Source organism: Kitasatospora sp. NPDC058444 (assembly GCF_042721415.1).
Taxonomy (GTDB): Bacteria; Actinomycetota; Actinomycetes; order Streptomycetales; family Streptomycetaceae; genus Kitasatospora.
In genome coordinates, this window is the sequence record NZ_JBHXLL010000005.1 from 148835 (window position 1) to 170188 (window position 21354).

The following is a 21354-nucleotide window of genomic DNA, read 5'->3' on the forward strand; positions in this document are numbered from 1 at the left end:
CGAGCGGGACGGCGCCGGGGCCCCTGGGCACCGCGTCACTGGTCGTACTGACGGGCACCCCGGTTGCCCGGATCCGCGCCACCGGCCTCCCAGGCCGTCAACCTCCTTGCGAGGTCGAGCAGTTCGGCCGCGCGCAGCACCCGGTCGTCGAAGCCGGGCAGGCTCACGTGCAGTGGTTCGGTCCAGCGCTCCGGGATCGCCGCCAGGCCGTACCGGGCCCCGGCCAGGCCACCGGTGACGGCGGCCACGGTGTCGGTGTCCCCGCCGAGGTCGATCGCGGCGCGCAGTGCCTGCTCGAAGCCGTCGGTGGTGCGCAGCGCCCACACGGCCGAGCCGAGGCAGGGCCAGACCGCGCCGTTGGCCTCGGTGGCGCGCCCCGGGTGCCAGTCGGGGGCGAGGACGGTGGCGTAGCGCTCGCGGTGGCCGGGGTCGACGTGGGCCAGGACGGCGGGGAGTTCGGCCAGCGGGTCGGCGCCGTGGAGCGCGAGCCGGACGAGCTCGTGGAAGATCGCCGTACCCTCCCAGGCGGCCCGGTCGCCGTGGGTCAGCGCCGCGATGCGCCGGGCGGCGTCCATGGTGGCCTGCCGCCCGGCACGGGCGAAGGCGACGGCGGAGGTCGAGGCGCGCATCAGGGCGCCGTTGCCGGCGGCACGCAGCGTGGTGTTGAAGTGGACTCCGGCGGCGAGGTCCCAGGGCAGGCCGCTGGTGAGGACGGCCTCGGTCTGGATGCCGATGTCGCTGGGCTCGGCGGCGGCCCAGCGACGGAACCGGTCGAAGACGTCCGGGAGGTCCAGGCCGCCCCGCTCGATCAGGGACTCGGCCACCAGGACGGCCATCTGCGTGTCGTCGGTGGCCTCGCCCAGGCCCCAGCCTCCGCCCGCGACCAGGTCACCGGGGGTGTCCGGGAAGCGGGCGGAGAAGGCACCCGCCGGGCCGAACTCGTACGGAGCGCCCAGGGCGTCGCCCACGGCGGCTCCGAGGACGGCGCCCGCGGCGCGCTCGGCCGGGCCGGTCATGCCACCGGCGGGACGACCGGCAGGTTGCGCTTGTGCTCGGTGCGGCGGTAGTGGCCGAGGACGGTGCGGAAGACCTCGTCGCTGACCGGTCGGCCCTCCAGGAAGTCGTCCAGGGCGTCGTAGCTGACGCCGAGGGCGTCCTCGTCGGGGCGGCCGGGGGCGAGGTTCTCCAGGTCCGCGGTCGGGACCTTCTTGACCAGCTCGGCCGGCGCGCCCAGCGCCTCGGCGATCGCCCGCACCTGGCGCTTGGTCAGGCCGGACAGCGGCATCACGTCGGCCGCGCCGTCGCCGAACTTGGTGAAGAAGCCGACGGCGGCCTCGGCGGCGTGGTCGGTGCCGACCACCAGCCCGCCCTTGGCACCCGCCGCCGCGTACTGGACCACCATCCGCTGGCGGGCCTTGACGTTGCCGCCGAGGAAGTCCTCGTGGCCGTGGTCGGTGTAGGTCAGACCGGCGGCCTTCAGGGCGGCGAGCGCGCCGTCGGTGGCGGGCTTGACGTCGACGGTCAGCACCTCGTCGGCGCGGATGAAGCCGAGCGCGAGCTGGGCGTCCGCCTCGTCCGCCTGGACGCCGTACGGCAGCCGCATCGCGGTGAAGGTCACCTGGCGGCCCTCGGCCCGCAGCCGCTCGACGGCGAGCTGGCAGAGCCGTCCGGCGGTGGTGGAGTCGACGCCGCCGCTGATGCCCAGCACCAGGCTGCGCGCGCCGGTGGCCCGGACCTGCTCGGCCAGGAACTCCACCCGGCGCTCGGCCTCCTTCGCGGGGTCCGGCACGGGCACGACCCCGAGGGCACGGGCGATCTCCCGCTGGACGTCGGCGGGCAGGGGCTCGGTCATTCCGACTCCTCGGGACGGTGGTGGGTGACGCGGTCACGAGGATACGACCACCGGCGACGCGGCCGTCACGGGCGGGGGGTCTCCCCCGGTTCCGCGGGGCCCTCTGCCGTGCCGGGCCCCTCTGCCTCCGCCGGCCGCTCCACCTCCGCCGGCCCCTCGGCCTCCGTCGGCCCCTCCACCTCCGCCGGCCTACCCACGTCCGCCGGCCCGTCCGGCTTCCGCAGCGAGAGCGGCTGCTCCGGGCCCGGCGCCGGGTGCGCCAGGATGTCGAGCACCACCGCGCCGTCCACCGTCTCCTTGGCGACCAGCAGCGCCGCCAGCTCGTCCAGGTGGTGCCGGTGCTCGGTGAGCAGGTCCAGGGCGCGCCGCTCGGCCCGGCGCAGCAGGCCTGCCACCGCCTCGTCCACGGCGCGCTGGGTCCGCTCGGAGTACGGGCGGCGCAGCAGGTCCTCGGGGTTGTCGCCGAGGTAGTGCGGGGTTCCGCTGGAGTAGCCGACCGGTCCGAGTTCCGGGGAGAGGCCGAACTCGCGGACCATCCGGGTGGCGACCGAGGTGGCGTTGGCGAGGTCGTTGGCGGCTCCCGTGGAGCCTTCGCCGAAGACCACCAGCTCCGCCGCGCGGCCGCCGAGCTGAACGGTGAGCAGGTCGGTCAGGTAGCCCTCGCTGTACAGGTGCCGCTCGGCCTCGGGCAGCTGCTCGGTGGCGCCGAGGGCGACGCCGGCCGGGAGGATGGTCACCTTGGCGACCGGGTCGGCGCGCTCGCACAGCGCGGCCATCAGCGCGTGGCCGGACTCGTGCACCGCGACGGCGTACCGCTCCTCGGGCAGCAGCGCGTTGGAGGACTCCCGGCGGCCGAGCAGCACCCGGTCGCGGGCGGCGTCGAGGTCGTCGGCGGTGAGGGTGGCCCGGTCGGCGCGCACGGCGTTGATGGCGGCCTCGTTGACGAGGTTGGCGAGGTCGGCGCCGGAGAAGCCGGGGGTGCCTCGGGCGAGCCGTCCGAGGTCGACGTCCGGGGCCAGGGTCTTGCCGCGGGCGTGCACGGCGAGGATGGCGGCCCGCTCGGCCTGGTTGGGCAGCGGGACGGTGACCTGCCGGTCGAAGCGGCCGGGGCGCAGCAGGGCCGGGTCGAGGGCGTCGGGGCGGTTGGTGGCGGCGATGACGACGATGCCGGTGCTCTGGTCGAAGCCGTCCATCTCGGCGAGCAGCTGGTTCAGGGTCTGCTCGCGCTCGTCGTTCCCGCCGAGCCTGGTGCCGCCCGCGCGGCGGCCGCCGACGGCGTCGATCTCGTCGATGAAGATGATCGACGGCGCGCGTTTGCGGGCGTCCTCGAAGAGGTCGCGGACCCGGGAGGCTCCGACGCCGACGAACATCTCGACGAAGCCGGAGCCGGTCACCGAGAGGAAGGGCACCGAGGCCTCGCCGGCGACCGCCCGGGCGAGCAGGGTCTTGCCGGTGCCGGGCGGCCCGACCATGATCACCCCGCGTGGCCCCTTGGCCCCGGCGGCGGCGTACCGCTCCGGGCTGCGCAGGAAGTCGACCACCTCGCTGACCTCCTGTTTCACCCCTTCGTACCCGGCCACGTCGGCGAACCCGGTGTCCGGCCGCTCGGCCTCGATGATCTTGGCCCGGGACCGGCCGATGGCGCTCAGGCCGCCGCCCAGCGAGCGGGCGGCCATCCGGCCGGACCAGAGGAAGAGCGCGCCGAAGATCAGCAGCGGCAGGAACAGCAGCAGGGTCGACCAGATCGAGCCGCCGCTGCTGGCCCGGCTGCCGGTCACGGTCACGTCGTGCTCGGAGAGCGCGCTGCTGAGCTGGGAGGTGTCCAGGGCGGTGGGGATCTGGCTGGTGAAGTGGGTGCCGTCCTTGAGCGTGCCGCTCACCCCGCCGGTGTCGCTGACGTCCACGGTCTGCACCTGTCCGGCGTCGACCCGGCTCACGAAGTCGGAGTAGCCGTAGCGGGTGCCGGGCTTGCCGGGATTGGAGGAGAAGAGCACCAGCAGGAGCAGCGTGACCAGCACGGCGACGGGCAGCAGCCAGCGGCGCCACGAGGGCGGTGGGGGCTTGGCCGGGCCGCCCGGGCCCTGGTTCCGGCCCTGCCCGGGGCCTTGGCCTGGTCCCTGGTTCCGGCCAGGGCCGGGGCCCTGGCCCTGGTCCCGGGGTTGGCCCCAGCTCTGCTTCGGGCGCGGGTCGGCGCCCGAGCCGGGGTCCGGGCCGGAACCAGGGTCCGGGCCGGAGCCAGGGGCGGGGCCGGAACCGGGACCAGGCGGAGTCACGGGGTGACGGGCAGCGCGCAGCCGGATTCGTACGATCATCCACGCTCACCGCCTCTCGGGGGGGCCGAACAGCCTCCGCCCCTCCATGGTCGGACGGTCCGGGCCCGGACGGGAGCCCGAAGCGGGTGGCAGCGGTCCACTCGGGCGAGAACGACCCGGTCGGCACCCCGGCCCGCGACGCCGGAACGCGCTCGCCGAACGTCGGCCCGGCGCCTGGGCGCGGGGTGATCGCGAGCGCCTGCGGAAGCCCCCGGGCGCGTCCACCGCCCCGGCGGCGCGTGTGCGTCCGGCCCCGTTCTCGGCCCTGCTTTCGGCCGTCCCTTCAGCGGCTCCTCCAGCGGCTCTTTCGATGTGCTCAAGGCCCTCCGGAGCACGGGGAGTTGGCGATCAAGCTGCCAACCGGAGCGCTTCGTGACCTAGAGTAGCCACATGGTCAACGAGGAACTGCCAGCCACACGTAGGACGCCCGAGGCCGCTGTGGAAGCCCGGGCCGGGGACAGCGACCGGGAGGCGGTGGCCGAGCAGCTGCGGGTAGCCGCCGGCGACGGCCGCATCGACCTCGGGGAGTTGGAGGAGCGGCTCGAGCAGGCCTATGCCGCGCGGACCTACCGCGAACTCGACGCCCTGGTGGCGGACCTCGGCGGCCGGGCGAAGACCCGGGAGGAGTCCGCGGCGGAGGAGGTCCTCGTGCTCCGGCCCCGGATGAACAACATGGTGCAGGGCGGCCGGTGGTCCGTGCCCCGCCGGATCGTCGCGGAGACCAAGCTCTCGCTGCTCACGGTCGACTTCAGCGAGGCCGTGTGCCCCCACGAGGAGATCACCGTGACGGCGTCGACCGGCCTGGGCCACATCCGGCTGATCGTCCCGCGCGGCTGGGGCGTACGGATCGACCCCTCGAGCACCAACACCGGAAACATCGTCAACAAGGCCGCCGCGCAGGCGGAGCCCGGCGCCCCGACGCTGACCGTGATCGGCCACCCCCGCTCGGGGCCGATCAGGATCAAGCAGCGCCGCCGGGGCTGACGGTCGGTCGGGACGGGCGGGCCGGGACGGAGGGGACGGAGGGGCCGGGGCGGGCCTGGGCGGGCCGGCCGGTTCAGGAGAAGTCGAGCCCGCCCGTCCGGGTCCGCTTGAGCTCGAAGAACTTCGGGTACCCGGCCAGCAGCCGCACGCCGTCGAAGACCCGTACGGCGTCCTCACCGCGCGGGATGGCGCTCAGCACGGGGCCGAAGAAGGCGACGCCGTCCACATGGATGGTCGGCGTGCCGACCTCCTCGCCGACCGGGTCCATGCCCTCGTGGTGGCTCTTGCGCAGGGCCTCGTCGTACGCGGAGCTGTTCGCCGCCTCGGCCAGCTCCTCCGGCAGGCCGGCCGCCACGAGCGCCTCCCGGATGACGGCGTCGTCGGCCTCCCGGTCCTGGTCGTGCAGCCGGGTGCCGAGCTCGGTGTACAACTCGCGCAGCACCTGCGGGCCGTGCTGTTCGGCGGCGGCGATGCAGACCCGCACCGGGCCCCAGCCGGTGGTCATCAGGCGCTGGTAGCGCTCGGGCAGGTCGGTGCGGCCCTCGTTGAGGACGGACAGGCTCATCACCCGGAAGTTCAGGTCGAGTTCGCGCTGCCGATCGACCTCCAGGATCCACCGGGAGGTTATCCAGGCGAAGGGGCAGACGGGGTCGAAGTAGAAGTCGACCTTGACGGTGTCGCTGTCGGCCCGGTGGCCGTCGCCGGTCCGGGGGTCGTTGTCGAGCTGCTGCTCGAGGTGCCGGTGGGGCTCGCTGGTCGTCACATCGTTCGTCAGATCGTTCGTCACACCGGAGAGACTAGTGTCCGAGTGGCCCGCTCTCCAGAGCCAATCGACAGCCACCCCAGCGGGCCACTTTCACGCCACTCGACCGCTCGGCCGCTCAGCCGCTCAGCCACTCAGCCGCTCAGCCGCTCAGCCGCAGGTGGTCCCGTCCGCCGGCACCGTGCCGTCCAGGAGGTAGGCGTCCACGGTCTGCTTCAGGCACGGGTTGCCGGTGTTGTAGCCGCCGTGCCCCTCGCCCTGCAGCGTGACGGTGACGCCGACGCCCGCGCCGAGCTGCTGCGCCATCGTGCGGGCGCCCTCCACCGGGGTGGCCGGGTCGCCGGTGGTGCCGACCACCAGGATCGGGGCGGCGCCCGGCGCGGAGACCTCCGGGTGGGCGGCCTTGCCGGGGACGGGCCAGCCGGTGCAGCCGGTCAGCCCCCAGGCGGTGAAGGAACCGAACACCGGGGAGGCGGCACGGAACTGCGGCAGCTGCTGCTGCACGTCCTGGTCGGAGTAGCGCTGCCGGGCGTCCACGCAGCTGATCGCCCGGTTCGCGGCGTTCAGGTTGCTGTAGTGCCCCTGCGCGTCGCGCCCGTTCAGCGCGTCGGCGAGCTGGAGCAGCGTGTCACCCGTCCCCAGCTCCATCGCCTCGGTGAGCCCGGTGGCCAGCGCGGGCCAGGTCTCCTGGCTGTAGAGGGCGCCCGCGATGCCGGTGACGGCCAGGCTCTCGGTGAGCTGCCGCCCCTGCTTGGTGGGCAGCGGCGACTGCGCCAGCTTCTGCACCAGCGCGGCGACCTTCGCGGTGCCGTCGTCGCCGCCCTCGCCGGTCGGGCAGGCGGTCCCGGCCTGGGCGGCGCAGGCCTTCATGAAGTCGCCGAGAGCGAGCTGGAAGCCCTGGGCCTGGCCGAGCGCGGACTGCTGCGGGTCCTTGGTCGGGTCGACCACCGAGTCCAGCACCACCCGACCGACCTGCTGCGGGAACAGGTGCGCGTAGACGCCGCCGAGCTGGGTGCCGTAGCTGATGCCGAAGTAGGAGAGCTTCTCGTCGCCCAGCGCCTGCCGCATCAGGTCCAGGTCGCGCGCGGCGCTCTCGGTGTCGACGAACGGCAGCACCGCGCCGGAGTTGTGCTCGCAGGCGGTGACGAAGCGGGCGTTGCCGTCGTCCAGGGCCTTCACCGCGTCGGGGGTCTCGGGGGTGCTGTCGGCGGCGGTGGCGGCGTCCGTCGCGCGGTCGTCCAGGCACGTCACCCCGGCGCTGGCGCCGACCCCGCGCGGGTCGAAACTCACCAGGTCGTAGCGGGAGTTGAGGGAGCTGTAGCTTGCGGCGAGGGCGGGCAGGGTGGCCACGCCGGAGGCGCCGGGGCCGCCGAAGTTGAACAGCAGTGAGCCGATCCGGTGCTGTTCGTCCTTGGCGGGGCTGCGGATCAGCGCGAGGTCGATCGTCGCACCGTCCGGCTTGCCGTGGTCCAGCGGGGCCTTGAGGGTGGCGCACTGCCACTCGTCGGCGGCGGGCGCGGTGCCGGTGCCCTGGGCGTTGGTGGGGGCGGCGCAGGCGTGCCAGTCCAGCTGTCGGGCGGCCGGTCCGGTGGCGGCGTCGGTCCCCGTCCCCGTGTCGGCGGCCGCGGAGGTGGGCGCGGGCTCGGCGACGGAGGAGCCGTCGCCCTGGCAGCCGGTGGCGCCGGTGAGCAGCAGGGTGGCCAGGCCGAACGCTCCGGCGCGGCGGGCGACGGTGTGCATGGGGTGGGTCCACCTCTCGGGTTTGCCGGGCACCCGGCGCTCGGTTCGTCGACGCACCACAGACCCTAGGGGCCGGACACCGCCGATGCCCCGTGGAGCCCCCTGGAAGGGGGCGTGCGCCGAACCGGCTGCCACCGGCCGACCGGGTGAAGGACCGGTTCGCGCGGCCCGACCGTCACCGGACCCTTGCCCTGGCTTGACCCTGCCGATCGGCAGGGTCAAGCCAGGGGTGGTGTCTCGGGAACCTCCCGATCGGCACATGTGCGACGGGCGGGCAGCGCGCAAGGATTGCGGCCAGCGAGGTCCCGCCGGTGGGGCCCGGAAAGGAGCCCTCCCATGACTGCCGTGTTCTCGTTCCCGCGCCTGACGTTCCCGCTTCTGGCGTTCCCGCGCCTGTCGTTCGCCTTCCTGTCGTTCGCCCTGCGTCGCCGGCGCACCGTCTCAGCGCAACGCCATGCCCGGGGTTCCCCGCACCGCGTACGCCGGCAGGCGCAGCCCGCCGAGGGCGGCCCGGGGCAGGCTCAGCCCGAAGCGCCGTTCGACGGCGCCAAGGGTTCGGCGGCGGGCGGCCCCGTCGGGCTCCCGCCCGGGGTCGCAGGAGGTCACGCCGTCGGCCTCCAGGACTCTGGCGGCGATCAGGTCCGGCACCAGCAGGTCCGGCTCCTGGCCCCAGCGCCAGCGCTCCTCGCCGAGGCCGAAGCCGCACAGCACGGCGCCGTCGCGGGCGTAGTCGAGCAGGGCCGGCCGCTGCTCCGGCATCGGGCGGAAGTGCACCACCTCGACGCCGTCGCGCGCTATCTCGGTGAGCAGTTCGCCGCCGGTCGAGTCGCCGTACTCGATCGCGAACGACCAGCCGACACACGTGCCGACCCGGACCACGCCGTCGCCGTCGTCACCGGGGCGGTAGACCTCGATGTCCAGGCCCCGGATCTCGGCGTCGCTGATCGGCTCGGTCGCGGCGGCCGGGTCGGCGCCCATCCGGCGGGCGAGCTCCTCGGGCGTGATCCCCCGGGCGAAGACGACCCCGCCGACCTCACCGTCCGGGTCGGGACCGCCCGTTGACCGTCCGCTCGTTGACCGTCCACTCGTTGACCGTCCGCTCGTTGACGATCGGCCCGTTGACGAGCGGTCCGCGGCCGGCCGACCGAGCTCTGCGAGCCACTGAATGCCGTCGCCGTCCTGCCCTGTTCCCCCGTGCGTGCCGTCGGTCATGCCGCCCTCCCCTCGCGCATGGCCTGCGGTGACCCGGGCGCGCCCGTGGGCACCCTAACCGACCCTGCCGACACCCGGCCGCCGGTCGCCGGATCGATGCCGGAACCGGCCGTGCGCGGGCCGACAACCACCCCTGATCGACCGGAAGGAGACCGAACCGGCGGATGAACTCACCCGGCCCGCGCCGCCGTTCACCCGCAATCTGTGCGGCCCCGGCTCCCTGGGAACTCACCCGGACACGTCCGGCACCTTCTGACCCACCGCCTCGAACAGCAGCTTCGCGGCCACCGTCGCCCCGTCGGTGCGGATGCCGCCGGCCACGACCCCCGCCCGAGCCCGGGTCTCGGGTGCCAGGGCCGTGCCGAGCGCGGCGGAGAGCGATTCGACGGTCGGCGTACGGTCGAGGTGGGCCGCGCCGATGCCCAACTCGGTGACCCGGGCGGCCCAGTACGGCTGGTCGGCGATCAGTGGGAGGACCACCTGGGGCACGCCCGCCGCGGCCGCGGTCGTCGTGGTGCCGGCGCCGCCGTGGTGGACGACGGCGGCCACCCTGCGGAACAGGGCCTGCTGGTTCACCTCGCCGACGACATGACAGTCCTCGCGGTCGTCGACCGGGGCGAGCCCGGCCCAGCCGCGGGCGAGCAGCACCCGGCGGCCGTGCGCGCGGCCGGCTTCGACGGCCACCCGCGCGATCCCCTCCGGGGCGTACGAGGCCATGCTGCCGAAGCCGACGTACACGGGCGGTTCACCGGCCGCCAGGAACGCCTCCAGGTCGGCCGGAAGCGGGCGGTCGTCGGGCAGGATCCACGCCCCGGTCGGCACCACGTCGAGTTCCGTCATGCCCTCCGACGGGCAGAGCATCGGGTCCGCCGCCAGCCACGGCCGCTCGGTGAAGACGTGGTCGCGGACGTTCTCCACCGGCGGCAGACCGATGGCCGCCCGGTGGCTGTCGAGCGCCTCCCCGTACAGGGCGTTGACCCGCTGGGCGTCCTGCTCCCAGAGCTTCCGGTAGTCGGTCTCGTCCTCCGGCGACGGCGTGCCCGGACGCCGCCCGGGCCGGAAGTGCCGCGAGGGCAGGCCGAAGATGTGGAAGCAGGCCAGCACATAGGGCAGGCCGAGCTTCTCCGCGACGTCCCGCGCCCCGGCCGGCATCAGGCCGGTCGCCAGCACCACGTCACAGCCCTCGGCCGCCGCGCTCAGCGTCTCGAACCTCGCGGCGACCAGCTCGCGGGCCAGCCGGAACGCGTCCTCCGCGGTCGGCGGCTTCGGACCGGCGACCACCGAACGCACCGACGGGCCGAGCGGCACCAACGGCACCCCGACCCGCGCCAGCAGGGCCGCGAACTCCTCGTCCGGCGGCGCGCACACCCGCACCTCCGCACCGAGCCCGCGCAACGCCGCCGCCAGCCCCGCCAGCGGTTCGACATCCCCGCGCGATCCCCACGTCGTCATCAACACGCGCATTTCACGACTCCCGTTTCCGCAGGTCATGGCCTTACGGTCGGGATTCTGCGGCATCACGGGGGCCTTGCCGCAAGCCCCGGGTGACGCTATAGCTTGATAGTGGCAGGGAGATCGGCTCTCCTTGCCGTTTCCGTTGGCCGCCCGGTCCCACCCGCTCCCCCGAACCGGCCAATCCGGCCGAACCGCACGGACCGGACGGACCGGACGGACCGAAGGAACGGCCTGAACGCCCGGCAGCCCCGCCGCGTACCCCTGATCGGGGGGTGCGGGGCCGACCGGTCCCGCGCACGTGCCCGACCGAGGAGGCACGATGCTCCGCACCGCAGCCACCGGGCTGCTCGCCGGACTCCTGTGCCTGGGTGGCGCGTCCGCCGCGTTCGCGAACCCCACCCCGAACCAGCCGGGGCCGCCGAACCAGACCTGCCAGGACTTCCTGGCGGCCGGCGGACAGGCCCCGGGCCACACCAGTTCCTCCCCCGGCTCCCCCTTCGACGAGCCGGGCTTCGGCAGCCAGCCGAACGGCGGCAAGGGCGGCCAGGCGTACAGCAACGCCGGCGCACCGTCCCAGTACGACGTCGCCTGCTACCAGCAGTTCGTCCATTCGTCCTGAACCGCACGACCCCCGTATTCCGTTGTCCTCCGCTTTCGTTCTCCGTACGGTGGTCCCGCGCTCCGACCCGCCCGGCCGGTTCGCGGGACCACCCGGGGGTTGTCCCCCTGCCGGATCCGGTGGCATTCCCCAGCGCTTCTCCAACCCTCGGTGATCGACGATTCGTTGGCCGACATTCGTCGGCGAACCCATCGCACCCGTCGCACCCATCGACCCGACTCTCCGACTCGTCGAATCATCGGATCGTCGAATGGACGGATCGATGGATCGACGGTCCGAGGAACCCGAGGAGCAGCCCGACATGCCCGTACGCAGCGAGGAGCGCGGCAAGCGCATCGACCGACGCGCCCTGCTGACCGCCACGGCGGCCGCCGTGACCGCCACCCTGCTCGCCCCCGCGGCCCGCGCGGACCAGCCGGGCAGCGCCGATCAGCCCGGGAGCGCGAATCGCGCGGACCGTCAGGTCTCCACAGTGGTCCGCGAACTGAACGCCCTCTCCCATCCCCTGCGGTCCACGGAACCCACCGGCCGGACCAGCGACCTGCGGCCGCTGGACGCGATGATCGGCGACGCCACGGTGGTGGGGCTCGGCGAGGCCACGCACGGCGCGCACGAGTTCTTCACCATGAAGCAACGGGTGCTGCGTCACCTGGTCGAGGAGAAGGGATTCACCACCTTCGCCCTGGAGACGAGTTGGTCCGGCGGCCTGCGGATCGACGACTACGTCCAGGGCCGCACCGGCGGTGACGCCCGGCAGCTGGTGAAGGAGACGATGGGCAGGTCGCCCTGGGAGCGCCAGGAGTTCGCCGACCTGATCGACTGGATGCGCGACCACAACCGTGAACACCCGCTGCGCCCGGTGCACTTCCTCGGCGACGACCTGGAGTTCCCCGCCATCGGCGACCATCTCTTCGACCGGGTGACCGCCTACGTGCGCGAGGCCGCCCCCGGGTCGCTGCCGCGACTGGAGCAGCTGTACGCCGGCCTGCGACCGTTCGACGACGCCATCGGCTACCTCACCACGCGTCCGCTCACCGAACGGCGACAGAACGCCGCCGTGGCGCAGCGCACGCTGGAGCTGGTCACCGCCGCCCGGGGTGGGGGCGAGAGCGGGGGCGAGAGCGACGAGGCGTACGCCTGGGCCGTGCAGAACGCCCGGAGCATCGCCAGGACCTTCGCCTTCTGCGCCGTGGACCTGGAGGACGCCGCCGACATGACCGCGATGCAGAGCCTCCGTGACCGGGCGATGACCGACAACACCCTCTGGTGGCAGCGTCGCACCGGCGGGAAGGTGCTGCTGTCCGCGCACAACGGCCATGTCGGGTACCGGAGCAGCGATCCCGAGCTCTACCCGAGGACCCAGGGCGAGCATCTGCGCGACGCCCTCGGCGCGGACTACGTCGCCATCGGTTTCACCTTCGGCCGCGGCTCGTTCCTCACCAAGGACTCCCCGTTCGCGCCCGACTGGAAGGTGGTCACCGTTCCCCCGGCCACCGCCGGCATGAACGAGTACGTCCTCGACCGGGTCCGTCCCCGCGACTACTACCTCGACCTGCGCTCCGCCCCGCCGGCCACCCGCGCCTGGCTGGACACCGCCCGACCGACCTACGACGCCGGGACGGAGTTCCGCGGCGACCCGCTGCCGCGTCTGGCGATCGGTCCGGCCTACGACGCGCTGGTCCACCTCCACGAGACCGGCGCGGCCCGCCTCCTCTAGGCGTCGGGCCCGGTCGTCGTCCGGCAGGACCCGTGGGCCGGGCGCACGGGTGGGAGCCGGGCCCATCCTCCGCCCTCCGCCCCCGGCCCCCGGCGACGCTGGTGGGCGCGGCCTGATCAGTCCTCGGCGGGCCCACGGATCGACCGCCGCACACCGGCTCGCACCGCCGCTCGCCGCCCCTCGCCGCCCCTCAGCGCCGCTCGGCGCCGCTCAGCCCGTGAACCGCCCGTCCTGTGCCACCACCCGGCCCGCGCGGACCACCAGTTCGCGCGTCGGCAGGTCGACGACCACCTGCGGCAGGCACTCGCCCGTGACCAGCATGAAGTCGGCGGGCGAGCCGGCCTCCAGGGTGGCGGCCGGCAGGTCCAGGAGTTCGGCGCCGCCGTCGGCCGCCACGGCGAAGCAGTCGGCCAGCTGCTCGTCGGTGCGGGCGTCGGTGGTCCAGCCGAGCAGGTGGGTGCGGTGCAGCATGTCGGCGTTGCCGAACGGGCTCCACGAGTCGCGCACCCCGTCCGAGCCGAGCCCGACCCGCACCCCGTGCGCCCGCAGCTCGCGGAACGGCAGCACCTGGTGGGCCGAGGGCGCCACGGTGGTGAGGCCGACACCGGATTCGGCCAGCTCGTCGGCGAGGTCGGCGAGCGGGGCGCCGACCAGCTCGGGGACGCAGAAGGCGTGGCTGACGACCACCCGCCCGGCCAGTCCGGCCGCCCTGGTCCGCGCGGCGATGTCGCGGATCGGTCCGAGGCCGTGCTCGCCCCGGTCGTGCAGGTGGATGTCGAGGCGCAGTCCGTGCTGGTCGGCCAGGCCGAACAGCAGCTCCAGCTGGGCGGGCCCCTCGCCGTCGGTGCCGTCGGCCGGGGCGCCGTCGAAGCCCGCCGGGTCGATGCCGCCGATGGCGTCGACGAGTCCGCTCGCCGCCGCCTCCGCGAGCAGCGCACCCGCGCCGGGCATCCGGCGGACGCCGTGCTGCGGGAAGGCCACCACCTGGACGTCCAGCGCGCCGGCCAGGCGCTCGCGCACCTCGGCGAGCCCGGTCACCCCGTCCAGGCCGTAGGCGGGCGCCACGTCCACGTGGGCCCGCACGGCGCGGGTGCCGCGGGTGACGGCGTGGGTCAGCAGCCGGTGGGCGCGGTCGGCGATCGGGGTGCGCTGGTGCCGGTGGAGGTCGACGTCGCCCTGGACGTACTCGGACAGCGAGCCGGCCGGGCGCCGGCTGTACCAGGGCTCGCCCCACGCGGTTTTGTCGGGGTGGATGTGCGCGTCCACCAGGGTCGGCAGCGCGATCCGGCCGCCGCCCTCGACCAGCTCCGGCACCACCCCGTCCGGCACCCGCTCGGCCAGCAGGCCGTCCACGGCGATCAGGTCGGCGGCCCGGTCGGCACCGTACGGGCGGACGTTCCGGAAGACGGTGACGGAAGGCGTGGTCACGGGCTGCTCGCTTTCGCTCTGGTTCCCGAGGTGGTCCGGCTGCCGTGGACGGATTTTGCCCACCAGGCAAAACGTCCTACGTTTCATTCAACAGTCTGTTTATCATCTCCGGGTCCCCGTTCCCCGTCCGGAGTCGCCCACGCATGCCCACGCCACCGCCCGCCGCCACGCCCCGACCGCACCCGCTGCACGTCCTGCGGGCCACCGTCTTCGCCATCGGCGCCCTGCTCCTGCTGGTCGGGGTGGGCGTACTGCTCGACCAGCCGCTGCTGATCCCGCCGCTGGCCGCCAGTGCCGCACTGGTGCACGGCGCGCCCGGGCTGCCGATCTCGCAGCCGCGCAACCTGGTCGGCGGTCAGCTGATGTCGGCCCTGATCGGCTTCGCCACCCTGGCCGTCACCGGCAGCACCACCTGGGGCGCGGCCGTCGCCGCCGGGCTCTCACTGGGCGCGATGATGCTCACCCACCTCTCGCACTCCCCGGCCGCGGCCACCGCCGTGATCGTGGTCCTCCAGGCACCGCATCCCGTGCCGTTCCTCCCGCTGCTCGTGCTGGCCACCGTGCTGCTGGTCGCCATCGGCCTGCTGCCCGGCCGGATCGGCGGGCACCCGGTCCGCTACCCGGTGTCCTGGTGACGGCCGCACCGCACTGACGACCGGCTCTCCACTCTCCCGCCGAACACCGACGGCCGGGTCATCCGATCGGACGACCCGGCCGTCATCCGTTCCGCCCGACAGGGACGGCCGCCCCGCCGACGCCGCCGTACGTCCGGGACGGCAGGCTGGGACCGTCGCGCCGTCCGCCCACCCCGCCGAGGAGCCCCCGCCATGGCCGCCCGACCGCTCTCCCCCGCCGACCAGGCCCTGCTGGACGCCGCCGACCGCGGCGACCTCGACGCCGTCCGCGCGGCCCTGGCCGCGGGCGCGGAGGCCGGGGCCCGCGACGCCCAGGGCCGCACCCCGCTGCTGCGGGCCGCCTTCGCCGACCGGGTCGCCGTCGCCCGGCTGCTGGTCGAGGCCGGTGCGGACGTCAACGCGCAGGACGCCCAGCTGAACAGCCCCTGGCTGGTCACCGGCATCACGGGCAGCGTCCCGATGCTGCGCGCCCTGCTCCCCGGCGGTCCGGACCTCACCCGCCGCAACCGCTACGGCGGGGTGTCGGTCATCCCCGCCGCCGAACGCGGGCACGTCGCCTACGTCCGCGCGGTCCTCACCGAGACCGCCATCGACGTCGACCACGTCAACGACCTCGGCTGGACGGCCCTGCTCGAAGCCGTCCTCCTCGGCGACGGCGGCCCGGCCCACCGGGAGATCGTCGACCTCCTGCTCGCCCACGGCGCCGACCCCCACCTCCCCGACGCCGACGGCGTCACCGCCCGCGCCCACGCCGAGCGCCGCGGCTTCCGCGGCATCGCCGAGGCGCTGCGCACGGCGGAGGCCGGGGCCGCCAGCGACGGTACGGGCAGCACCGGCTGACGCCCGACCGGCCGACGGGCCGCCGGGCCGCCGGGCCGCCGCCCTCAGAACTCAGGCGCCCCAGAACCCCAGGCACCTCAGGACCCCAGGTACCTCAGCACCGCCAGCACCCGGCGGTGGTCGTCCGGCGCCTGCGGCAGGTCGAGCTTGGTGAAGATGCTCGCGATCCGCTTGGACACCGTGGCCTCGGTGACCACCAGCCGACGGGCGATGGCCGCGTTGGAACGGCCCTCCGCGATCAGCGCCAGCACCTCGCGCTCCTTGGGGCTCAGGCGCCGCAGCGGGTCGTGCCGGCGGGTCAGCAGCTGGCGGACCACCTCCGGGTCCACCACCGTCCCGCCCCCGGCCACGTCGGTGAGGGCGGACACGAACTCGCGCACCTCGCCGATCCGGTCCTTGAGCAGGTAGCCGGTGCCCGCGCCCCGGTCGCCGGCGGAGATCAGCTCCGCGGTGTACCCCTGCGAGACGTACTGGCTGAGCACCAGCACGGGCAGCCGCGGATCGTCCTCGCGCAGTCGCCGGGCCGCGCGCAGTCCGTCGTCGGTGTTGTCCGGGGGCATCCGGACGTCGACGACCACCGCGTCCGGCCGGTGCTCCCGGACCGCCGCGATCAGCGCCGGAGCGTCGCCCACGGCGGCCGCCACGGTGTGCCCGAACCGCTCCAGCAGGGAGACCAGGCCCTCCCGCAGGAGCACCGAGTCCTCCGCGACGACTAGCCGAAGTTCCGGCACGGGATCTCCACTCGCAGGACGGTCGGCCCACCGGCCGGGGAACGCAGGGACAGGGTGCCGTCGATGACGGCGAGCCGGTCGCCGATGCCCAGCAGGCCGGTCCCGGCGGCCGGGTCGGCGCCGCCGCCCCCGTCGTCCCGGATCTCCAGCACCAGTCCGTCCGCCGCCGCCCGGCCGTGCACCGAGGCTCGCCGGGCGCCGCTGTGCCGGACCACGTTGGCCAGCGCCTCGCAGACCACGAAGTAGGCGGCGGCCTCGACCGGGGCGGGCGGCCGCCCGGGCAGCGCGATGTCGACGTCCACCGGCACCGCCGAGCGGCCCGCGAGGTCCCGCACCGCGGGTTCCAGGCCCCGGTCGGTGAGGACCTGCGGGTGGATGCCGTGGATCAGCTCGCGCAGTTCCCGCAGCGCCACCCGCACCTCCTCCCGGGCCTCCCGGACCTGCCGGGCGCCGGCCGAGCCCTCGGGCAGGTCCAGGCCGGCCAGGCCGAGCTTGACGGAGAGCGAGACCAGCCGCTGCTGGGCACCGTCGTGCAGGTCGCGCTCGATCCGGCGCCGTTCCACCTCGTACGCGTCCACCAGCCGGGCCCGGGAGGCCACCACCCGGGTCAGCTCGTCCTCGGCGGGCTCCAGCAGGGCCCGGGCGGTCACCGCCCGTACGCCCGCCCAGGCCGCGAGCGGGTAGGCCGCCACCGGGAGCAGCACCAGTCCGGCGAGCGGTCCGAGCCAGGAGGCGGCGGGGTTCGCGGTGGGCTGGAACGGCGCGGCCAGCAGGAACAGCGGGGTGCCGAGGCCCACCGTGACCAGTCCGAGGTCGATCCACCAGAGCAGCAGCAGGGAGATCAGCCCGTAGCCGAGGTCGCGCCGGGCCGCCGGCCGCCGGCGCAGCAGCAGCTCACGGGCGCGACCGCGCCGGCCCCCCGCCGTCCGCCCCTGCTCCGCCCGCCCCGCGACCGCCCGCCCCGCGACCGCCGGCCCCTCCGTCTTCCGCCCCGGCAGCACCAGCCGCAGCCGCCACCGCTCGTACCCGGCCACGGCCCACCCCGCCAGGGCCAGCGGCGGCGGCACGACCGCCACCGCCCCGGGCCCCAGCCCTCCCCACAGCAGCACCGTCAGCGCCGCCAGCCCGACGGCCGTCGCCCCCACCACCGCTCCCGAGAGCAGGAAGCCCAGCGCGCGCCACGGCCAGACGGAGCCGAGGAAGGCCGCCGGCCGCTGGGCCAGCGCCTCCAGGGTGTTGCGGACAGCGATCACGCTGCCGACCCTAGCCGCCGCCCACCGCCCGCCGCAGGGGTGCTGGCACTACTTCCGATCTCGCCCCAACACCCCTGCGCTCCCCCACCGTTGACGGGTTGTCTGGGAGCATGACGAACTCGACCGACCCGGTCCTCCTGCGGGCCGTGACCAAGCGCTACGGCACCGGCGCCCGCGCCGTCACCGCACTGGACGACGTGACCGTCGCCTTCCCGCGCGGCAGCTTCACCGCGGTGATGGGCCCCTCCGGCTCCGGCAAGTCGACGCTGCTGCACTGCGCGGCCGGCCTGGACCGGGTCTCCGGTGGCACCGTGGTGATCGACGGCACCGAACTCGGCGCCCTGGACGAGACCCGGCTGACCCTGCTGCGCCGCGAGCGGCTCGGCTTCGTGTTCCAGTCCTTCAACCTGGTCTCCGCGCTGACCGCCGAACAGAACGTGGCCCTGCCGCTACGGCTGGCCGGGCGCCGTCCGGACCGGGCCGAACTCACCGCGGCGCTCAGCGAGGTCGGGCTCGGCCACCGCGGCGGGCACCGGCCGAGCGAGCTGTCCGGCGGCGAGCAGCAGCGCGTCGCGATCGCCCGGGCGCTGATCACCCGGCCCGCCGTACTGTTCGCCGACGAGCCGACCGGGGCCCTGGACACCCGTACCTCGCACGAGGTGCTCGCCCTGCTGCGCGGCATCGTCGACCGCCACCGGCAGACCGTGATCATGGTGACCCACGATCCGACCGCCGCCGGCTACGCCGACCGCGTGCTGCTGCTCGCCGACGGACGGATCGTGGAGGAGCTGCACGGCCGCAGCGAGCCCGCGGTCATCGCCGGCCGGATGGCCGCCCTGGAGGCACCGGCATGCTGAGCCTCGCCACCGTCCGCGCCCGCTGGACGTCCTTCCTCGGCACCTTCGTCGCGCTCGGCCTTGGCGTGACGGTCCTCGCCATGACCGCCCTGGTGCTCACCTCGGCCCAACCGGAGGTGCCCCGGCGCTACGCGGGCGCCCGGGTCGTGGTGCAGAGCCCCGCCGTCGACCAGTCCGACGGCACCTTCACCCCGGGCCGGCCCTGGTCCCCGGAGCGCACGGACGCGTTGCTGCGGGCCCTGGCCGCCGTTCCGGGCGTGGCGCGGGCCGTGCCGGACCGCGCCTTCTACGCCCAGGCGGTGATCGACGGCACGCCGGTCGGCGACCCGGGCCCGGAGCCGCGCGGCCGCAACTGGTCCGGCACCGCGTTCGGGCCCGAGCGGCTGGTCGCGGGCGGCCCTCCGGCCGACGAGCACCAGGTGGTGCTGGACGCCTCGCTGGGCCTGGCGCCCGGCTCGCCGGTCACCCTGCTCACCGCCGCCGGGCCGGCCCGCTACACCGTGTCCGGCATCGTCTCCGGGGCCGGACACCCGGTCGTCTCCGGGGCCGACTCCGGCACCGTTTCCAAGGCCGCGTCCAAGGCCGCGTCCGAGGCCGGGTCCGAAGCCGCCTCCGGGCCCGTCGACCCGCCGTCCCTCTACCTGTCCGACCGCGCCGCCGAGGCCCTCGCCCCCGGGGTCCGGGTGATCGGCCTGGTCACCGTGCCGGGCGCCGACGTCCCGGCCGTCGCCGCGGCCGCGGCCTCCGCCGTGGGCGGCGACGGGACGGTGTTGCACGGCGCCGCGCTCACCGCGCTGGAGGACCGGAGCGCCGAGAAGACCCGCTGGATCGGCCTGCAGATCCTGACCGCGATGGCCGCGCTGACCGCCTTCGTCTCCGTCTTCGTGGTCGCCTCGACCTTCGCCTTCGCGATCGTCCAGCGGCGGCGCGAGTTCGGCCTGCTGCGCACCATCGGCGCCACCCCGCGCCAGATCGCGCGGACGGTGTACGCCGAGGCGCTCGGGGTGGGCGTGCTGGCCGGCGGGGCGGGCGTGCTGCTCGGCGCCCTGCTGGCGCCCGCGCTGGGTGCGCTGATGGTGGAGGGCGGCCTGGAGCCGACGGGCTTCACCGTACGGTTCCGGGCGCTGCCGCTGCTCGGCTCCTTCGCGCTGGGCCTGGTGGTCGCGATGCTCGGGGTCTGGTCGGCCTCCCGCCGGGCGGCCCGGACGGCGCCGCTGGAGGCGCTGCGCGAGGCCGCCGTCGAACACCGGCCGATGACCCGCGGCCGGTGGATCGCCGGCGCTGCGTGCACCGCGCTCGGACTCGGGCTGGTGGTGGTCGCGGCCGGCAGCGAGTCCGACAGCATGATCAATGACGCCCTGTACGCGGCCATGGCGCTGATCGTCGGCCTCACCCTGTTCGCGCCCGCCGTCATCCCGCCGATCGTCCGCGCGGTCTGCCACCCGCTGGCCGGGCTGCCCGGCGCCACCGCCACGGTCGCCCGGGAAAGTGCGGTGACCGCCGTCCGGCGCACGGCTTCGACCGCCGCTCCGGTGCTGGTCACGGTGGGCTTCGCGGTGCTGGTCGCCGGACTGTTCCAGCTCCGGGCCGGCGGCTACGCCCTGGAGGAGACCGTCCGGCAGCAGGCCACCTCGGTGGTCACCCCGCAGGGCACGCCCGGACTCTCCGACGCCGCCGTGGCCGCCGTCCCGGGCGGCGCCTCGCTGCTGCCCACCCGCCTCTACGCCGGCGGCACCGACCACGTCGGCGCGGTGGGGATGAGCGAGGCCGCGTTCCGCGGGGCCCGCACCCGGATGACCGTCACCTCCGGCTCCCTGGACGGCCTGACCGGCGAGAACACCATGGTGGTCAAGGCCGGCACGGCCGCCTGGCTGGGCTGGACCACCGGCCGCCGCGTCCAGGTCACCTTCGAGGACGGCCGCACCGTGGACGTCACGGTCGTCGCCGAGATCACCGACGGCTCCGCCACCGCGAGCGTGCTGCTGACCACCCGCACCGTCCGGGCACACGACCCTTCGGCGCTCACCTCGGTCGTCTATACCGCCGGCACCACCTCCCCGGCCGTCCTCGCCCCGCTCGGCGCCCAGGCATTGAGCAGCGCCGAGTACGCCTCCCGCACCTCCTCCGAGGACGACGCCCTGGTCCGGATCTTCCTGGTCGTCCTGATCGGCACGTCGCTCGGCTACAGCTGCCTGGCCGTCGCCAACACCCTGCTGATGGCCACCGCCCAGCGGGCCGGGGACTTCACGGTGCTGCGGCTGTCCGGTGCGACCCGCCGTCAGGTGCTGCGGATCGTGGCCGCCGAGTCGGCCCTGGCGGTCGGGATCGGTGCCGCGCTCGGCCTGCTGATCGCGGTGGTCACCCTGGCGGGCGTCCGCTCCGGCCTCTCCGCCCAGCTCGGCACCCGGGTCGACCTCGCCCTTCCCTGGTCGACGATGGCGCTGACCATAGGCGTCTGCCTGACCCTGGCGCTGCCCGCCGGTGTGCTGCCGGCCCGGGCGGCGCTGCGCCGCCCCGGTGCCCGGGCGGCCGGCTGACGGTCGGCTGACGGTCGGCCCGCGCGGATCGGCTACTCCCAGTCGTCCGTTCCGCCCAGCAGTTCGACCAGCAGCAGGCCCGGATCGTCCTCCTCGGCGTCCCACCGGTCATAGGTGGGATCGAGGAGGATCATCACCGGGACCAGCCAGGACAGCCGGTAGCGGAACTCGACCGGTGGCTCTCCCGGTCGGCTGACGGTGAGGCGGCAGCGCACCAGACCGGTGTGGCGGACCTCGGTCCGGCCGTCGACCACCGTGGACCAGTCGTCGATGTGCAGGATCCGCTCACCGTCCACCTCGCGCACCACGGCGAGCAGCCGGCCGAGCTTTCCCACCCAGATGACCTCGGAGCCCGCCCAGTTCACGCGTGCCACGTCACCGTTCCTTCCGCGCGGACGGCACGGCCCGGTGGACGTGCC

18 protein-coding genes are annotated in these 21354 nt (G+C 75.0%); 7 read left to right on the forward strand and 11 right to left on the reverse strand.

Features of this window, described 5'->3' with window-relative positions:
- Positions 1-35: 35 nt before the first annotated feature.
- The 3 genes from ACFWP2_RS08185 to ftsH all read right to left on the reverse strand — a co-directional run bounded on the left by ACFWP2_RS08185 (position 36) and on the right by ftsH (position 3870).
- A complete protein-coding gene (locus ACFWP2_RS08185; RefSeq protein ID WP_380449442.1) occupies positions 36-1016 on the reverse strand; it encodes an ADP-ribosylglycohydrolase family protein in 981 nt (326 codons plus the stop codon).
- A complete protein-coding gene (gene nadE / locus ACFWP2_RS08190) occupies positions 1013-1852 on the reverse strand; it encodes an ammonia-dependent NAD(+) synthetase (RefSeq protein ID WP_380449443.1) in 840 nt (279 codons plus the stop codon). Before nadE ends, ACFWP2_RS08185 begins: the two co-directional genes overlap by 4 nt.
- A gap of 65 nt (positions 1853-1917) precedes the next feature.
- Positions 1918-3870, reverse strand: coding sequence for an ATP-dependent zinc metalloprotease FtsH (gene ftsH / locus ACFWP2_RS08195; RefSeq protein ID WP_380449444.1), 1953 nt, complete (start codon positions 3868-3870; stop codon positions 1918-1920).
- 732 nt (positions 3871-4602) lie between these two features.
- Here ftsH and ACFWP2_RS08200 point away from each other — a divergent pair.
- The gene (locus ACFWP2_RS08200) at positions 4603-5148 is read left to right on the forward strand and encodes a DUF1707 domain-containing protein (RefSeq protein WP_380449445.1); all 546 of its coding nucleotides are present in this window, start codon (positions 4603-4605) and stop codon (positions 5146-5148) included.
- 73 nt (positions 5149-5221) lie between these two features.
- Here the strand turns inward: ACFWP2_RS08200 and ACFWP2_RS08205 are convergent, their stop codons facing one another.
- From ACFWP2_RS08205 to ACFWP2_RS08220, 4 genes are all read right to left on the reverse strand, one after another.
- Entirely contained in the window at positions 5222-5776 is a 555-nt protein-coding gene (locus tag ACFWP2_RS08205; protein ID WP_380449601.1) for a DsbA family protein, read from the reverse strand.
- A 285-nt stretch (positions 5777-6061) separates the two neighbouring features.
- Positions 6062-7651, reverse strand: coding sequence for an alpha/beta hydrolase (locus ACFWP2_RS08210; protein WP_380449446.1), 1590 nt, complete (start codon positions 7649-7651; stop codon positions 6062-6064).
- 441 nt (positions 7652-8092) lie between these two features.
- Positions 8093-8656, reverse strand: coding sequence for a DUF6461 domain-containing protein (locus ACFWP2_RS08215; protein ID WP_380449602.1), 564 nt, complete (start codon positions 8654-8656; stop codon positions 8093-8095).
- A 435-nt stretch (positions 8657-9091) separates the two neighbouring features.
- Positions 9092-10327 (reverse strand): glycosyltransferase, encoded by a 1236-nt coding sequence (locus ACFWP2_RS08220; RefSeq protein ID WP_380449447.1) that lies wholly within the window; start codon positions 10325-10327, stop codon positions 9092-9094.
- A 310-nt stretch (positions 10328-10637) separates the two neighbouring features.
- Between ACFWP2_RS08220 and ACFWP2_RS08225 the strand changes: the two genes are divergently transcribed.
- Both ACFWP2_RS08225 and ACFWP2_RS08230 read left to right on the forward strand, forming a co-directional pair.
- Positions 10638-10937 carry a hypothetical protein gene (locus ACFWP2_RS08225; protein WP_380449448.1) on the forward strand — a complete coding sequence of 100 codons (300 nt, stop codon included), beginning with the start codon at positions 10638-10640 and terminating at the stop codon, positions 10935-10937.
- 262 nt (positions 10938-11199) lie between these two features.
- Positions 11200-12654, forward strand: a complete 1455-nt coding sequence (locus tag ACFWP2_RS08230) for an erythromycin esterase family protein (RefSeq protein ID WP_380449449.1) — start codon at positions 11200-11202, stop codon at positions 12652-12654.
- 210 nt (positions 12655-12864) lie between these two features.
- Here ACFWP2_RS08230 and ACFWP2_RS08235 read toward each other — a convergent pair whose 3' ends face one another.
- Complete coding sequence (locus ACFWP2_RS08235) at positions 12865-14169, reverse strand: amidohydrolase (RefSeq protein ID WP_380449450.1); 1305 nt, start codon at positions 14167-14169, stop codon at positions 12865-12867.
- A 56-nt stretch (positions 14170-14225) separates the two neighbouring features.
- Between ACFWP2_RS08235 and ACFWP2_RS08240 the strand changes: the two genes are divergently transcribed.
- Complete coding sequence (locus tag ACFWP2_RS08240; protein ID WP_380449451.1) at positions 14226-14717, forward strand: HPP family protein; 492 nt, start codon at positions 14226-14228, stop codon at positions 14715-14717.
- Between the two features lie 192 nt (positions 14718-14909).
- A complete protein-coding gene (locus tag ACFWP2_RS08245; protein ID WP_380449452.1) occupies positions 14910-15557 on the forward strand; it encodes an ankyrin repeat domain-containing protein in 648 nt (215 codons plus the stop codon).
- A gap of 77 nt (positions 15558-15634) precedes the next feature.
- Here ACFWP2_RS08245 and ACFWP2_RS08250 read toward each other — a convergent pair whose 3' ends face one another.
- Both ACFWP2_RS08250 and ACFWP2_RS08255 read right to left on the reverse strand, forming a co-directional pair.
- Positions 15635-16288 (reverse strand): response regulator, encoded by a 654-nt coding sequence (locus tag ACFWP2_RS08250; protein ID WP_380449453.1) that lies wholly within the window; start codon positions 16286-16288, stop codon positions 15635-15637.
- Positions 16270-17541 (reverse strand): sensor histidine kinase, encoded by a 1272-nt coding sequence (locus tag ACFWP2_RS08255; protein WP_380449454.1) that lies wholly within the window; start codon positions 17539-17541, stop codon positions 16270-16272. Before ACFWP2_RS08255 ends, ACFWP2_RS08250 begins: the two co-directional genes overlap by 19 nt.
- A 110-nt stretch (positions 17542-17651) precedes the next feature.
- On the opposite strand from ACFWP2_RS08255, the gene ACFWP2_RS08260 reads away from it, so the two are divergent.
- Together ACFWP2_RS08260 and ACFWP2_RS08265 are read left to right on the forward strand one after the other, a co-directional pair.
- On the forward strand, positions 17652-18398 hold the full coding sequence (locus tag ACFWP2_RS08260) for an ABC transporter ATP-binding protein (protein WP_380449455.1): 747 nt from the start codon (positions 17652-17654) through the stop codon (positions 18396-18398).
- Complete coding sequence (locus ACFWP2_RS08265; protein WP_380449456.1) at positions 18392-20935, forward strand: FtsX-like permease family protein; 2544 nt, start codon at positions 18392-18394, stop codon at positions 20933-20935. The genes ACFWP2_RS08260 and ACFWP2_RS08265 overlap by 7 nt, the downstream gene beginning before the upstream one ends.
- Before the next feature lie 32 nt (positions 20936-20967).
- Here the strand turns inward: ACFWP2_RS08265 and ACFWP2_RS08270 are convergent, their stop codons facing one another.
- Complete coding sequence (locus ACFWP2_RS08270; protein WP_380449457.1) at positions 20968-21309, reverse strand: hypothetical protein; 342 nt, start codon at positions 21307-21309, stop codon at positions 20968-20970.
- Positions 21310-21354: the final 45 nt, after the last annotated feature.

What these genes read in the sequence shown, in the direction of transcription:
- ACFWP2_RS08185 (WP_380449442.1), bottom strand. Translation starts at nt 1,016, where the DNA reads ATGACCGGCCCGGCCGAGCGCGCCGCGGGCGCCGTCCTCGGAGCCGCC.
- nadE (WP_380449443.1), bottom strand. Translation starts at nt 1,852, where the DNA reads ATGACCGAGCCCCTGCCCGCCGACGTCCAGCGGGAGATCGCCCGTGCC.
- ACFWP2_RS08210 (WP_380449446.1), bottom strand. Translation starts at nt 7,651, where the DNA reads ATGCACACCGTCGCCCGCCGCGCCGGAGCGTTCGGCCTGGCCACCCTG.
- ACFWP2_RS08220 (WP_380449447.1), bottom strand. Translation starts at nt 10,327, where the DNA reads ATGCGCGTGTTGATGACGACGTGGGGATCGCGCGGGGATGTCGAACCG.
- ACFWP2_RS08225 (WP_380449448.1), top strand. Translation starts at nt 10,638, where the DNA reads ATGCTCCGCACCGCAGCCACCGGGCTGCTCGCCGGACTCCTGTGCCTG.
- ACFWP2_RS08230 (WP_380449449.1), top strand. Translation starts at nt 11,200, where the DNA reads ATGGATCGACGGTCCGAGGAACCCGAGGAGCAGCCCGACATGCCCGTA.
- ACFWP2_RS08235 (WP_380449450.1), bottom strand. Translation starts at nt 14,169, where the DNA reads ATGAAACGTAGGACGTTTTGCCTGGTGGGCAAAATCCGTCCACGGCAG.
- ACFWP2_RS08240 (WP_380449451.1), top strand. Translation starts at nt 14,226, where the DNA reads ATGCCCACGCCACCGCCCGCCGCCACGCCCCGACCGCACCCGCTGCAC.
- ACFWP2_RS08245 (WP_380449452.1), top strand. Translation starts at nt 14,910, where the DNA reads ATGGCCGCCCGACCGCTCTCCCCCGCCGACCAGGCCCTGCTGGACGCC.
- ACFWP2_RS08260 (WP_380449455.1), top strand. Translation starts at nt 17,652, where the DNA reads ATGACGAACTCGACCGACCCGGTCCTCCTGCGGGCCGTGACCAAGCGC.
- ACFWP2_RS08265 (WP_380449456.1), top strand. Translation starts at nt 18,392, where the DNA reads ATGCTGAGCCTCGCCACCGTCCGCGCCCGCTGGACGTCCTTCCTCGGC.